Annotated in this window: 16 protein-coding genes, 1 pseudogene and 1 riboswitch; of the genes and pseudogenes, 14 read left to right on the top strand and 3 right to left on the bottom strand. The window is 43.4% G+C overall.

Features of this window, described 5'->3' with window-relative positions; all coding sequences use genetic code 11:
- The first annotated feature begins 1 nt into the window (after position 1).
- Both ACXAEY_RS16830 and ACXAEY_RS16825 read left to right on the top strand, forming a co-directional pair.
- On the top strand, positions 2-226 hold the full coding sequence (locus tag ACXAEY_RS16830; protein ID WP_474813571.1) for a helix-turn-helix domain-containing protein: 225 nt from the start codon (positions 2-4) through the stop codon (positions 224-226).
- Positions 226-1047 (top strand): DUF817 domain-containing protein, encoded by an 822-nt coding sequence (locus ACXAEY_RS16825; protein ID WP_474814868.1) that lies wholly within the window; start codon positions 226-228, stop codon positions 1045-1047. Before ACXAEY_RS16830 ends, ACXAEY_RS16825 begins: the two co-directional genes overlap by 1 nt.
- Here the strand turns inward: ACXAEY_RS16825 and ACXAEY_RS16820 are convergent.
- Positions 1017-1490 (bottom strand): GyrI-like domain-containing protein, encoded by a 474-nt coding sequence (locus ACXAEY_RS16820; protein ID WP_474813569.1) that lies wholly within the window; start codon positions 1488-1490, stop codon positions 1017-1019. The two genes, ACXAEY_RS16825 and ACXAEY_RS16820, sit on opposite strands and share 31 nt — an antisense overlap.
- A 167-nt stretch (positions 1491-1657) precedes the next feature.
- Positions 1658-1772: riboswitch (TPP riboswitch) on the top strand.
- Positions 1773-1907: 135 nt separating this feature from the next.
- Between ACXAEY_RS16820 and thiC the strand changes: the two are divergent.
- The 6 genes and pseudogenes from thiC to ACXAEY_RS16790 all read left to right on the top strand — a co-directional run bounded on the left by thiC (position 1908) and on the right by ACXAEY_RS16790 (position 6865).
- Positions 1908-3394, top strand: a pseudogene (gene thiC, locus ACXAEY_RS16815) (phosphomethylpyrimidine synthase).
- Between the two features lie 17 nt (positions 3395-3411).
- Complete coding sequence (locus tag ACXAEY_RS16810) at positions 3412-3579, top strand: serine protease (RefSeq protein ID WP_474813567.1); 168 nt, start codon at positions 3412-3414, stop codon at positions 3577-3579.
- Between the two features lie 57 nt (positions 3580-3636).
- Positions 3637-3810, top strand: a complete 174-nt coding sequence (locus tag ACXAEY_RS16805) for a hypothetical protein (protein WP_474813565.1) — start codon at positions 3637-3639, stop codon at positions 3808-3810.
- 111 nt (positions 3811-3921) lie between these two features.
- Positions 3922-5658 (top strand): ABC transporter ATP-binding protein, encoded by a 1737-nt coding sequence (locus ACXAEY_RS16800; RefSeq protein ID WP_474813563.1) that lies wholly within the window; start codon positions 3922-3924, stop codon positions 5656-5658.
- Between the two features lie 125 nt (positions 5659-5783).
- The gene (locus tag ACXAEY_RS16795) at positions 5784-6110 is read left to right on the top strand and encodes a PadR family transcriptional regulator (RefSeq protein ID WP_474813561.1); all 327 of its coding nucleotides are present in this window, start codon (positions 5784-5786) and stop codon (positions 6108-6110) included.
- Positions 6110-6865 carry a DUF1129 family protein gene (locus ACXAEY_RS16790; RefSeq protein WP_474813559.1) on the top strand — a complete coding sequence of 252 codons (756 nt, stop codon included), beginning with the start codon at positions 6110-6112 and terminating at the stop codon, positions 6863-6865. The genes ACXAEY_RS16795 and ACXAEY_RS16790 overlap by 1 nt, the downstream gene beginning before the upstream one ends.
- A 31-nt stretch (positions 6866-6896) precedes the next feature.
- On the opposite strand, the gene ACXAEY_RS16785 is transcribed toward ACXAEY_RS16790, so the two are convergent.
- Together ACXAEY_RS16785 and ACXAEY_RS16780 are read right to left on the bottom strand one after the other, a co-directional pair.
- Entirely contained in the window at positions 6897-7622 is a 726-nt protein-coding gene (locus tag ACXAEY_RS16785; RefSeq protein ID WP_474813558.1) for a Bax inhibitor-1/YccA family protein, read from the bottom strand.
- 37 nt (positions 7623-7659) lie between these two features.
- Positions 7660-8118 (bottom strand): GNAT family N-acetyltransferase, encoded by a 459-nt coding sequence (locus ACXAEY_RS16780; protein ID WP_474813556.1) that lies wholly within the window; start codon positions 8116-8118, stop codon positions 7660-7662.
- A gap of 151 nt (positions 8119-8269) precedes the next feature.
- Here ACXAEY_RS16780 and ACXAEY_RS16775 point away from each other — a divergent pair, with 151 nt between their 5' ends.
- From ACXAEY_RS16775 to ACXAEY_RS16750, 6 genes are all read left to right on the top strand, one after another.
- On the top strand, positions 8270-8746 hold the full coding sequence (locus ACXAEY_RS16775) for a hypothetical protein (RefSeq protein ID WP_474813554.1): 477 nt from the start codon (positions 8270-8272) through the stop codon (positions 8744-8746).
- Positions 8747-8884: 138 nt separating this feature from the next.
- Entirely contained in the window at positions 8885-10465 is a 1581-nt protein-coding gene (locus tag ACXAEY_RS16770; RefSeq protein ID WP_474813552.1) for a long-chain-fatty-acid--CoA ligase, read from the top strand.
- Positions 10466-10575: 110 nt separating this feature from the next.
- Positions 10576-10776, top strand: coding sequence for a hypothetical protein (locus ACXAEY_RS16765; RefSeq protein ID WP_270180903.1), 201 nt, complete (start codon positions 10576-10578; stop codon positions 10774-10776).
- Positions 10760-11404, top strand: a complete 645-nt coding sequence (locus ACXAEY_RS16760; protein ID WP_474813550.1) for a DUF3267 domain-containing protein — start codon at positions 10760-10762, stop codon at positions 11402-11404. The genes ACXAEY_RS16765 and ACXAEY_RS16760 overlap by 17 nt, the downstream gene beginning before the upstream one ends.
- Entirely contained in the window at positions 11404-11883 is a 480-nt protein-coding gene (locus ACXAEY_RS16755) for a DUF2306 domain-containing protein (protein WP_474813549.1), read from the top strand. Before ACXAEY_RS16760 ends, ACXAEY_RS16755 begins: the two co-directional genes overlap by 1 nt.
- A 105-nt stretch (positions 11884-11988) precedes the next feature.
- Positions 11989-12462, top strand: a complete 474-nt coding sequence (locus ACXAEY_RS16750) for a divergent PAP2 family protein (protein ID WP_474813547.1) — start codon at positions 11989-11991, stop codon at positions 12460-12462.
- Positions 12463-12568 lie beyond the last annotated feature (106 nt).

Genomic DNA, 12568 nt, shown 5'->3' with positions numbered 1-12568 from the left:
GGTGAAGAACATGGCGATTATTATTAATATCGACGTGATGTTAGCAAAAAGAAAAATGAGTGTGACGGAACTTTCGGAAAGGGTGGGCATCACGATGGCGAACCTTTCGATCTTGAAGAATGGAAAAGCGAAGGCTGTTCGATTTTCAACGTTGGAAGCGATATGTGAGGCATTGGAATGCCAGCCTGGCGATATTTTGGAATATAAAAACGAGAGCGGTAAGTGATGGGGCCACTTAAGCAGCTCGTCAGGTTCGGGTGGGAGCAAGCGCTATCCTGCTTGTTTCCGGTCGTTATCTTTGCTTCCTTAGCTCTTACGAAATTCGTTCCGCTCCCCCTATTGCCGAGATATGACTGGCTACTCTTAATCTGTTTAGTAATGCAGTGGTGGATGATTCGTTCTGGTCTTGAGACGCGGGATGAATTGAAGGTGATCACGATGTTTCACCTCATCGGTCTCGCCCTAGAGCTCTTTAAAGTGCACATGGGCTCATGGTCATATCCGGCAGAGGGTTACTCAAAGGTTTTTGGGGTACCGTTGTACAGCGGATTTATGTATGCGAGCGTTGCGAGCTACCTTTGTCAGGCATGGAGAAGGTTAAACGTAAAGCTCGTCAATTGGCCATCTTTGTGGCTCGTCGTTCCACTTGCGGCTGCAATCTACCTAAACTTCTTCACTCATCATTATTGGATTGATGTTCGCTGGTGGTTATCAGCGCTCGTCATCATCGTCTTCTTTCAATCATGGGTCACGTATGAGGTTGGAGGAAAGCTATACCGTATGCCGATCGCGCTTTCATTTGTGCTTATCGGATTTTTCATATGGATCGCAGAGAACATCGCGACTTTCTTCAGCGCCTGGGAATACCCGAACCAGAGAGATGCCTGGAGTCTTGTTCACCTTGGAAAAGTAAGCTCGTGGCTTCTCTTAGTGATCGTCAGCTTTCTGATCGTAGCGACGTTAAAGCAGGTGAAAGGGAAAAGTTCTAGTTTGCCACGTACATCTTCTAGCTCTAGCTACTTCTCACTACGAGGAACGATGAAATAAAGCGATGTTTCTTCATCTTCATGGTTAAAGGATTCTGGATAATATTCGAAGCAATAAGAAAGGTCGATTTCCGACGGTCTTTCTTTTTGTATGAAATCATAGACTGATTTAATGTCACGGTCTTTATTACGAAAGCTGATTTCAAAGGATAAATACGTTCCTTTTGGAATGATGATTCTCTCAAAATCACTCGTTTCACCGAATGCTGTGACTTCACAAGCTGCTGTGTATGCATAACTTCCGTGCTCGATTTCTTTCATATAGCCGATCGCTTCTTCCTTTTCGACAAGGTGACTCACGTGACGGTTCATGAATTGCTCCGAGAACGTTGTCCAGAAAGACGGTAGATCCACTTCTTCTAAGGAGTTAAGGGAAAGGGAACCTGGATAGCTTAGGCCAACATAATAACGATCTTCGTTCCAGTGTAGTTTTTCGTAATTCATTGTTGTCGCCTCCATTTTTATAAACGTATCGTCCTCTCAATCATAGCATGAACATCGTAGGAAATTTGATAGAAGAGGTAATCGTTAGGCATAGGTAAATAGAATCGTTCTATAACGGTAGCTATTGTATTTTTAGAAGACTCCTATATACTAGAAGCAAATACAATAGAGTTAACTAGGGGAGCCCAATGAGCTGGGCTGAGAAGGAAACGCTTTAAAGTTTCTTGACTCTTTGGACCTGATCTGGATCATACCAGCGTAGGGAAGTTAGAACGATCATCACTGTAACGCAACGTCTGTTTACATATGAGCCGGGTCCGATGAAGTACAATGGACCCGGCTTTTTTATGTTTTGATAGGCTTCTGCACATGGTTGATTCATCTCGTCCTTTATTTCAAAAAAAGGGAGAGTTTATGATGTCAACATCTACACCAAGCAATGAGAGCATTTCCATTATGTCTAGTTTTTCAGGTAGTCGAAAAGTGTATATCTCAGGTTCGAGAGAGGATATCAAGGTGCCGATGCGTGAAATCGCTTTGAGTCCAACTTCTGGAACATTCGGGGATGAGGAGAACCCTCCGGTCCGTGTGTACGACCCAAGCGGTCCATATACAGATCAACATTATTCTGTAGATCTAGAAAAAGGGCTTCCAGCACTTCGTGAAACCTGGATTTCTGAACGTGGAGACGTAGAAGAGTATGAAAGGCGTAAAATGAAGCCTGAAGATAATGGATACAAAGATGAAAATGATTCCCGTATGAAACATTTCCCTCGGTTAAATCGAAAACCACTCAGAGCTAAGAAGGGAAGGAACGTTTCGCAGCTGCATTATGCAAGAAAAGGAGTCATCACTCCTGAAATGGAATTCATCGCACTTAGAGAAAAGATGGATCCAGAATTTGTTCGAGATGAAGTGGCAAAAGGTCGTGCGATCATTGGGAGGTTTACAAAGATACATTGATCGAGCAAGCAGAGCAGGGTGTCGATTACTTCACGATTCATGCCGGTGTTCGATTACGATATGTGCCGCTTACGGCTAAGCGGTTAACGGGTATCGTATCTAGGGGCGGCTCAATCATGGCACAGTGGTGCTTGTATCACCATCAAGAAAGCTTTTTATATACGCATTTTGAAGAAATATGTGAGATTTTAAACACCTATGACATTTCCTTATCACTCGGAGATGGCTTACGTCCTGGGTCCATTGCTGACGCCAATGATGACGCACAGTTTGCTGAATTAGAAACCCTTGGGGAACTAACGAAATTGGCGTGGAAATATGATGTTCAAGTCATGGTGGAAGGGCCTGGACATGTGCCTATGCATCTGATTAAAGAAAACATGGACAAACAAATTGAGCTATGTGATGAAGCGCCATTTTATACATTAGGACCGCTTACAACAGATATCGCTCCTGGGTATGATCACATTACGTCTGCAATTGGTGCAGCCATGATCGGTTGGTACGGTACGGCGATGCTTTGTTATGTTACGCCAAAAGAACATCTAGGATTGCCAAACAAGGAAGATGTGCGAGAAGGGGTAATCACGTATAAGATTGCGGCACATGCAGCTGATTTAGCGAAAGGACATCCAGGAGCTCAACTACGAGATGATGCCCTTTCGAAAGCCCGGTTTGAATTCAGGTGGAGAGATCAATTCAACTTGTCGTTAGATCCAGAACGTGCAGTAGAGTATCATGATGAAACCTTACCTGCTGAGGGAGCAAAAACAGCACACTTTTGTTCGATGTGTGGACCTAAATTCTGCAGTATGAGAATTTCTCAAGATATCCGTGATTTGGCGAAAGAAAATGACCATTTTACGAAAGAGGATATTGAAAAAGGGATGAAGGAGAAAGCGACAGAGTTTAAAGAATCAGGATCGTCAATTTACCGATAACGTTAGGGGGCGGCATTGTGAACGTTCATCAACTAGAAGAGGAAATGAAAGTTACGAAACAACACCTTGCATTACTGGAGAACCAATTAAAGGCGTTTCAAGAAAAGTGTGATCATCACTTTGAAGGAGATCAATACTTCGAAAAATGCTCGAAGTGTCATAAGGTAGAAGTTTTATATTATTAACGTGGCTCACCCAACAAGTGGAGCTCGTTTAGCGCTCCACTTGTTGCAATGTGACAAATGAAGAGACATGGTGCTAATTTAGAGTTGCAACCACCGTTATTTTATAACTGGGTTGGGTTTGAATTAAGATTGCGACAGATTCTAGAGAATGAAGCCAATCCTTATATGCAAGGAGTTTACCAAAGGGCCATCACATTATTTGAATTTTTCATAACTAGCTTATCGTCATAGAATAAAAGATTGACTACTACGTCTAAATCGATTAGCATAGTTAGTTGATAATGGTTTTCAATTAAACCACTTACATAGTATTCGAAAATTTGATAACAAAGGGATGGTTTCATGCTCAAACGTTTCTTTTCTTATTACCGTCCATACAAGTGGCTGTTTATCTTAGATTTCTCTTGTGCCGTGTTTGTCGGTATATTGGAGCTGGCCTTCCCACTCGCAGTCAATCAGGTAATCGATCGGTTGCTGCCTGAACAAAATTGGTCGCTCATCATGTTCGCTTGTCTAGGATTGCTTCTCGTGTACCTGTTGAATACAGGACTGCACTATGTCGTGACGTACTGGGGGCACATGCTTGGAATCAACATCGAAACAGATATGAGACAGAAGTTATTTACGCACATGCAGAAGCTATCTTTCTCTTATTATGATGGGAATAAAACAGGGCATAGTATTTCACGTCTGACGAAAGACTTAGAGGAAATTGGAGAAGTTGCCCACCATGGACCAGAGGATGTTTTTGTTGCCTTGATGACGCTAGTCGGTTCGTTCGTTCTTATGCTCACGATCAATTGGCAGCTTGCCGTCATCTCTTTCATCGTAATTCCGTTCCTCATCATTCTTGCTGTTTACTTTAATAAAAAGATGACGAGAACGTTTCGTAAAATGTTCCATCGCGTCGCAGAAATCAATACTAGAGTCGAAGATAGCATCGGTGGCATTCGTGTTGTGCAGGCGTTCGCCAATGAAAAGCATGAACAAGAAAAATTTCTAGAAGAAAACAATCGCTATAAAGGAACGAAACTGCAATCATACAAGATCATGGCACAAAACGTGACGGCAAACTACATGACGATGCGCCTCGTGACGTTAACGACACTACTGTTCGGCACGTATTTTGTTATTCAAAATCAGTTAACATACGGTGAGTTTGTGGCCTTTATCCTTCTTGCAAATATTCTCATTGGCCCAATTCAGAAGATCAATGCGGTTATTGAAAGCTATCCGAAGGGGATCGCAGGATTTAAGCGATATACAGAAATTATGGATACTGCTCCGGATATTGAAGATACACCGCAAGCTGTTCATAAAGAACTACAAGGTGACATTGAGTATCACGATGTGAGGTTTGGCTATGAATCGTGGAATCCGATTCTTAAAGGCGTGAGTTTACACATCTCTCCTGGGGAGACGGTGGCGTTCGTTGGTCCTTCAGGTGCCGGGAAGACAACGCTTTGCAGTCTTCTGCCTCGTTTTTACGAAGTTCATAGCGGAGACATCACAATCGATGGCACGAATATTCGTGATCTGAAACTCGAATCACTGCGCAGTCAAATCGGTATTGTTCAGCAGGACGTCTTTTTATTTTCAGGAACGATTCGTGAAAATATTGAATACGGAAAGCTTGGCGCATCGGATGAAGAAATTCTAGAAGCAGCGAAACGAGCGAGGCTTGAGGAGTTCATCGCTGATCAACCAGAGGGACTCGATACGGTTATTGGAGAGCGTGGTGTGAAGCTGTCTGGAGGACAAAAACAGCGGCTTGCGATCGCGAGAATCTTCCTGAAGAACCCTCCTATTCTTATTTTGGATGAAGCGACTTCCGCATTGGATACGGAAACAGAAGAAGCGATTCAAAAGTCGCTGGATGAATTGACGGTTGGCAGGACGACACTCGTCATCGCACACCGCTTAGCGACGATCAAGAATGCGGACCGGATTATGGTCGTTACGAAAGACGGCATTTCTGAAGAAGGTTCTCATGACGAACTTCTTCGTCAAGGTGGCCTCTATAAAAAGCTTCACCAAGCTCAGTTCGGTCGTCCTGAACTCTTAAAGGAAATTTATTGAAAAAGGTCTTTGATTTACTGGAAATGTTAGGTATACTGTAACTACATTGCAATGCAATGTAGTTATTTTTTATTTAACTATCTTGTAATACAACATAGTTGAAACAGGAAACGGAGAGATGGAAGATGTCTTCGAGTCAGATTTTAAAAGGGATACTAGAAGGCTGCTTGTTATCCATTATCGGAAAAGGCGAAACGTACGGGTATGAGATGATCGAAAAACTGAATGAGTATGGGTTCAACATGGTAAGAGAAGGAAGTATTTATCCTCTGTTGCTACGCATGAAAAAAGAAGGGCTCGTCGTAACGTCACAAAAGCAGTTACCCTCTGGTGGGCCGAAGCGAAAGTATTATTCGCTAACTCGTAAAGGGGAAGAAGAATTAGCGGCATTTAAGGAGAAGTGGGAGTCACTATCAAAAAGCGTTGATCGCTTGTTAGAGGAGGAAGGATAATGGGATTATCTGTTCAAAGTCAAGAGTTCCTAGCGAATCTACGACTCTATTTGATCTCGAGTGGAAAGAACGAAGACGAAATCGAAAGTATCATTAGTGAACTCAACGATCATTTGCTTCAAGCAGAAAAAGCAGGAAAAGATGTAAGTGACATCATAGGAAAATCGCCAAAGGATTATATGAAACAATTATCGAAAGAAATGCCGATCGATCGTAAGGATGTGTTGAAGTATAGTTTGATGGTCATGATTGGAGCCATTGCATTCATTGTGTTAGGAAACGTTGTTCGCGGCGGAATCGAAGCGTCTGTCCTCGAGCTCATCAGTTATCCACTCATCATTCTCTTTTATATTGGATTGATTTCAGTCACGTTCCGCCGTATTGCTACTAGTGGAAATAAGATGCTGGTGTGGACGCTTCTAGGCATCGTAGGAGTGGTTCCAACCGTTCTCATACTAGCTTTACTTTTCTTAAATGTTGCCGTTGAGACACCTACAGTCACATTTCATTCAACTTGGAACATCATTGCCGCAACTGTCGCCGTTCTCCTTATCATCGGCTTATCACTTTGGACGAGAACCTGGGTCATGATCATCATTGCTGCGATCGTATTTGTTCCTGACTTGATCATGAACGTTACCGAGCTCGAGGAAAGTACAAAAATCATTACATCCAGCATGCTGATCATGCTCGGGATGGCGATCTACCTATTCTTCATGTGGAAAAAAGACAAAAAGCAAAATGTTATAGGATAGAAGAAACGCCCTGCATTCCGCAGGGCGTTCGTTATCTTCGTATTTTTTGTAGAAGTCTTAGAATCTCGATATATAACCATACTAGTGTGACCATGAGTCCAAACGCGCCGTACCATTCGAGGTATTTAGGTGCGCGAGCGTCGACACCTCTTTCGATGAAGTCAAAGTCTAACACGAGGTTAAGCGCGGCGATGGCGACGATGAAAACGGAGATGCCGATGCCGATCACGCCGTTTGAATGCAAGTATGGCACGGTCATCGTTGTAAACATGTTCAGTACAAAATCGAGTAGATAGACGACAAAAATAGCGAGCGTCGCAGAGACGACCATCAGGCGAATGTTCTTCGTTACTTTTATAATTCTTGCCGCATAAAGGAACAACAGGACGCCCATAACTGAAAACGTTAGTGCTGCTGCTTGAATCACGATTCCAGGAAACTGGTTTTCGAGAATGGCAGATATGCCGCCTATCGCAAAACCTTCAAGCGCTGCATAGATCGGTGCTGTGATTGGTGCTGCTTTCTTTACGAACACCGTGAATAGAGCGACCACGAGCGCTCCGATTCCTCCGATCATCATCATGAAAATGACGTCTTCCCCTTGCGTAAAGCGATACCATGTGTAGACCGCCGTTCCAAGTAAAAAGAGAAAGAGTACAAACGTCTTTCCAACCGTACCACCGAGTGTCATCGTTTCGCCTTGTTCACCCGTATTGAGAAATATATCGTTCTTTAATACTGGATTTCCGCTTCTCATTTTAGTCTTCCTTTCTATTAAGAAGGTTTCTCTTGTTCTACGAATGCGAGGTTCCAAACGTTTCAGAGAGTGCTTTTTTCATGAGAATGTGTGGGATCCCATCTTCCATGAATACGTCAGAGACCGTTTTATACCCTAACTTATGGTAAAAGGTTTCGGCTTGAACTTGACCGTGAAGCTTTACCTTCGTAACCCCTTGCTTTGCAGCTAGCTCTTCAAGTTTGTGGACGATCATATTGCCGATGCCTTGCTTTCGATAAGATGGAAGGATGCATATGCGTTCGAGTTTTCCATACCCGTCATGAACGCGCCATCTGCCAGTGCCAACCGCATGTTCGCCGTCCAGAATAAGAATATGCTCGGCATCCGCTTTTAGACTGTCAAATTCATCGTATTCTTCTTCTTCAGGCGTTCCTTGCTCATCGATAAAAACGTTCTTTCTAATTTCAAATGCTGTATCTAACTGCTTCTGTGTTTCGATAAGAATGGCTTCCATTCTATTGACCCCTCTCCAAACGTTCTAGTAAAAGTATAATGAAAATCAGTTCAAGAAGAAAATAAAATGGATGTGTATGGAAGGTTTTGGATGCCGTGTAGTAGAAGATGAGAGCAGTAGTAATGGAAGTGTATGTAGAGAGGGGTTAAGTATGAGAAATTGGATGATAATCATAGGAACGCTCTTCTTTGTGTTGGCAGGCTGTACATCGAATAAAGAAGCTGTGACGCTCCCTGATAATATTCCAGAACATGTGTCAGAAAAAGATTTTGAAGAAATTGATTGGGAGAGAAAAGCGGAGCCGTTTGCTGATGGAAACATGATTGGAAATGAAAATAAGACTGGCGTCATCGGTATGGATCAACCTAGTTTAGAGGGTCAGAAATGGATGTGGCATCTATGGGGGGTGGAGGATACAGAATTAACGGTAGTCGGTTATCACCGTGAGAGTGGTACGGTTCACCAGATTCTTGCTGGTGCGTGGACGATTCCTTTAGGGGGAGAAAACAATGGAGCGGATTCACACGCCCCTTCTTCTGTAATCGTTCCGAAAAAGGGTGAGTGGGCCATGCTGGTATATACGGGTGATTCCTTGTTCGATACGCTAATTTATGAGATTGAAAAATAGGTGAAGGCGAGCGGCTCTTTAGAGAGCCGCTTTTGTTGTTATAGTTTCTGTTTTACTCTTTTTGGGTTGATGTAGTACAGTTGAATATTTAGAATAGTATGTAAACGCTTTAAATTCTCAAAAGGGAGAGTGGATGTGTTGAACGTACCATTAGTGCTAACTGATTTTCTTGATCGAGCTGTCGACCTGTATGGAGAAAAGCCCGCGATTATCGATGATGAGCGTGTGTTAACATACAACGAGCTGAATAGCCGTGTAAACCAGCTTTCACGTGGACTAAAAGCACTTGGAATCGAAAAAGGTGATAAAGTCGCTTACCTTGCACCGAATACGACTGAAATGTTAGAAGGATTCTATGGGGTGTATCAAGTCGGAGGTGTCATGACGCCGCTGAATACACGACTCAAACAGACTGACTACCAATTTATACTGGAGCATAGTGAAAGTAAGGCGCTTTTTGTAGACGAAGAGCTTTTTCCTCTCGTGGAAAATGTACTCCCTCTCCTGCCTGAGCTTAAGCATGTGTTTGTTCACGGAAACGATCAAGACGGTGGACGAGCTTACGAGCCGTGGCTACGTACCTTCTCAGATGAAGCGTTTGAGCGAACGGAACTCGATGAAAATGATATCGCATCCCTGTTATACACGAGTGGAACGACGGGGGATCCGAAGGGAGTACTGCTGAGCCATCGCTCGAACTATCTTCATGCTCTATCCACGATGCACCATCTTCGTGTAAGTGATCAAGATACGCTGCTTCACGTGCTGCCTATGTTTCATGTGAATGGATGGGGTTCCCCCTTTTACTATACAGCGAACGGTGCTACGCAAGTGATGCTAAGAAAAACAGATCCGACTCTCATTTTAGATAAAATTAAGAAACACGGTGTTTCTATTCTCCATATGGCGCCAACCGTACTCAACATGGTCATTGAAGCGTTTGAAGAAGAAAAGCCTGCGATCGATCAAGATGTACGAGTGGTGATCGCTGGGTCTGCGCCGCCTCCTGCTTTTGTTCGAAAAGTTGAAGAGGACCTGAGGTGGAAATTCATCCAGGTATATGGGATGACTGAAATCTCACCATTGATCACGACGTCAGAACTACGCTCGATGGACATCGATCTTCCATCTGAAGAAAGGTATAAGCTACAAGCAAAAGCAGGGTATGCGATGATTGGAAGCAAAGTAAAAGTCGTAGATGAACTTGGCGATGAGGTTCCACACGATGGAAGAGCGATCGGTGAAATCATCACGCGTACGAACGGCGTGATGGAAGGGTACTATAAAAATCCTGAAGCGACGAATGCGACGATCCGTAACGGGTGGCTTTATACAGGAGACATGGCTGTCGTGGATGAGGGCGGAACAATTGAAATCGTGGACCGAAAAAAAGATGTGATCATTAGCGGCGGAGAAAACATTTCTTCTATCGAAGTAGAAGCGACGCTTTACGAACATCCATCTATCTTGGAAGTCGCCGTTGTTTCAAAACCAGATGAAAAGTGGGGAGAGTCTCCACACGCAGTGGTCGTTCTTCGTGATGGCGAAACGCTGACAGAAGAGGAGCTGATCTCATTTTGCCGAGAAAAGCTTGCCAATTTTAAAGCCCCGAAAAGCGTGTCGTTCATGGACGAACTGCCAAAAACAGCATCAGGTAAAATACAGAAGGTCGTGATTCGAAAATCGTTCTGGAAAGATAAAAATAGATTAGTAAACTGAGTGAAGTAAGGCATTTCCTACGTGGAAATGTCTTTTTTAAAACCAAAAAAAGGAAATAGGGGAGCGGAATCGAAAGAGTGATGTGGCGAATAAAAAGGAAGGGGAGCAATATGAGAAGAGTATCTGTTCTAGGGAAGATCAATTTAGTTCTTGGGCTGGTGTTTCTAACTGTTGGGATTTCGCTCGTTTTCTTAGATGGCTCGAGGTCTCTCATCATTGCATTTGCAGCTCTTGGCTTAGCTTTGATTCTATCATCACTATTTTTAAACAAGTCGCTGGTTAAAAAGGGTAGCAATGAAATATCAAAGTAACTTGCCAAAGGTCGATGAGCGTGAGCATAGTAAGCTGTTAAATGAAGGATGGACGCCGTTAATCGAACCCCAGAGTGTGATGAGTGCCACTTTTCGCTCGATCCCTTTCATGATTCTGACGACACTTCTAAGTGCATGGATCATCATAGTAACTTCCTCACTTACGCTAAAAGATTTTGGAATCACCTCGAGCACGGATTCCCTAACACTGAGTATTCACGTTGGGTCCCTTATCGGCATCTTCCTTCTGCTTGTCGTTCATGAACTCCTTCATCTTATATTCGTACCACAATTTTTAAAGTCAGATAAAACGTATATCGGGTTAACGTGGTTCGGAGGGTATGTGGTAACAGAAGAGAAGCTATCGAAAACACGATACTTGTGGGTCACGGCAGCCCCTTTTCTTATCCTATCGGTTCTATTGCCGCTCGTTCTAAGTTTAATCGGCCTGTTAACACCGATGATAAAGATGTTGATTTTATTAAACGCAGCCTCATCTTCCGTTGATATGTTGAATGTGTTCCTTATTACAAAACAAGTGCCAGCGAACGCTACGTTACGAAACAACGGGATGAAAACATATTGGCGGAAGAGTGAGGGGGAGCGTAAAAACGCAGGAGGTTTTTAATGGAGATTTTATTAGCTGTACATATTCTTGCAGGAACGATCTGCTTGATCACCGGTATTGGTGCGATGGTGTTTAAGAAGCGCAAAGGGAAGCACACGAACGTTGGACAAGTTTACCATGCATCTTATGTCCTCGTATTCATCACAGCCGTACTCATGGCGATCGTTCACTGGCAAGAGAGTCAATACCTTTTCTATATCGCATTGTTTTCATATGGTCTCGCCTTAGTCGGATTTCTATCGGTTAAAAAGAAAAAATCGAAGAGATGGTTAACGCTCCATATCGGTGGCATGCTCGGTTCTTATATTGGCATTGTAACGGCAACGCTCGTAGTCAATGTTTCTAAGATTCCAGTTTTGAACGAACTGCCAACGATCTACTATTGGTTTTTACCTACGATTATTGGAACGCCTATCATCAGAATGGTAGGACAACGATACAAAGCCAAAAAGCCTAGGAAGATGAAAACAGCGGTTTGATGCCGTAATTTGAAAATGTGAAGTAATCTCGATTCACTCGAATAAAAACGCTCTATTTAGGGTAATGGGAATAAAAGATTACTAGCTTAAGTGGAGGGTGAAAAGATGCAGAAAATGAATAGAGGAATCCTTACAGCAGTGTCCTCGATCGCAATCGCACAAGGATTGAAGATTTTAACGTACAAGCAGTTAACAGGGAATTGGGATTTCAAGCAGGTAGCAACAACGGGCGGAATGCCGAGCTCCCATTCAGCAGGGGTATCCGCTCTTGCGACGTATATCGCTGCAAACAAAGGCTCGCGTCATACGGAAACAGCTCTGGCTGCAATATTCGGTGTGATCGTCATGTACGATGCCCAAGGGATCCGCCGTCATACAGGGGAAATCGCACAACTCGTGAACGATCTCGAAGACAATATCGCTGAGATTTCAAATTCTGGTCAATTTGCAAGTTTTGAATTCGTAGAACGCGAAAAAGAATTAAAAGAGCTCTTAGGTCACCAGCCTGTTGAGGTGCTCGGCGGTGCGCTTCTCGGTGCCGTACTAGGGTTCTTTTCGGCGAAACTAGAAAACAAATAATCGAAAGAGGCGCTTGCCGAGGGTAGGCGTCTTGGTAGGGGTTTTCTTTAGATAGTTTAAAAGAGCAACTTTAACGATGTAGAAGCCCCAAAGTGCGTGTTTTCAA

The sequence above is a fragment of the Anaerobacillus sp. ABA4_114 genome (assembly GCF_056159065.1).
This window is presented reverse-complemented; position numbering and strand designations above follow the sequence as displayed.

Bases quoted from the DNA above. Each gene is read 5' to 3' on its own strand.
- ACXAEY_RS16825 (WP_474814868.1), top strand. From the start codon at position 226: ATGGGGCCACTTAAGCAGCTCGTCAGGTTCGGGTGGGAGCAAGCGCTA.
- ACXAEY_RS16820 (WP_474813569.1), bottom strand. From the start codon at position 1,490: ATGAATTACGAAAAACTACACTGGAACGAAGATCGTTATTATGTTGGC.
- ACXAEY_RS16805 (WP_474813565.1), top strand. From the start codon at position 3,637: ATGAAGAGACATGGTGCTAATTTAGAGTTGCAACCACCGTTATTTTAT.
- ACXAEY_RS16800 (WP_474813563.1), top strand. From the start codon at position 3,922: ATGCTCAAACGTTTCTTTTCTTATTACCGTCCATACAAGTGGCTGTTT.
- ACXAEY_RS16795 (WP_474813561.1), top strand. From the start codon at position 5,784: ATGTCTTCGAGTCAGATTTTAAAAGGGATACTAGAAGGCTGCTTGTTA.
- ACXAEY_RS16790 (WP_474813559.1), top strand. From the start codon at position 6,110: ATGGGATTATCTGTTCAAAGTCAAGAGTTCCTAGCGAATCTACGACTC.
- ACXAEY_RS16785 (WP_474813558.1), bottom strand. From the start codon at position 7,622: ATGAGAAGCGGAAATCCAGTATTAAAGAACGATATATTTCTCAATACG.
- ACXAEY_RS16780 (WP_474813556.1), bottom strand. From the start codon at position 8,118: ATGGAAGCCATTCTTATCGAAACACAGAAGCAGTTAGATACAGCATTT.
- ACXAEY_RS16775 (WP_474813554.1), top strand. From the start codon at position 8,270: ATGAGAAATTGGATGATAATCATAGGAACGCTCTTCTTTGTGTTGGCA.
- ACXAEY_RS16765 (WP_270180903.1), top strand. From the start codon at position 10,576: ATGAGAAGAGTATCTGTTCTAGGGAAGATCAATTTAGTTCTTGGGCTG.
- ACXAEY_RS16760 (WP_474813550.1), top strand. From the start codon at position 10,760: ATGAAATATCAAAGTAACTTGCCAAAGGTCGATGAGCGTGAGCATAGT.
- ACXAEY_RS16755 (WP_474813549.1), top strand. From the start codon at position 11,404: ATGGAGATTTTATTAGCTGTACATATTCTTGCAGGAACGATCTGCTTG.
- ACXAEY_RS16750 (WP_474813547.1), top strand. From the start codon at position 11,989: ATGCAGAAAATGAATAGAGGAATCCTTACAGCAGTGTCCTCGATCGCA.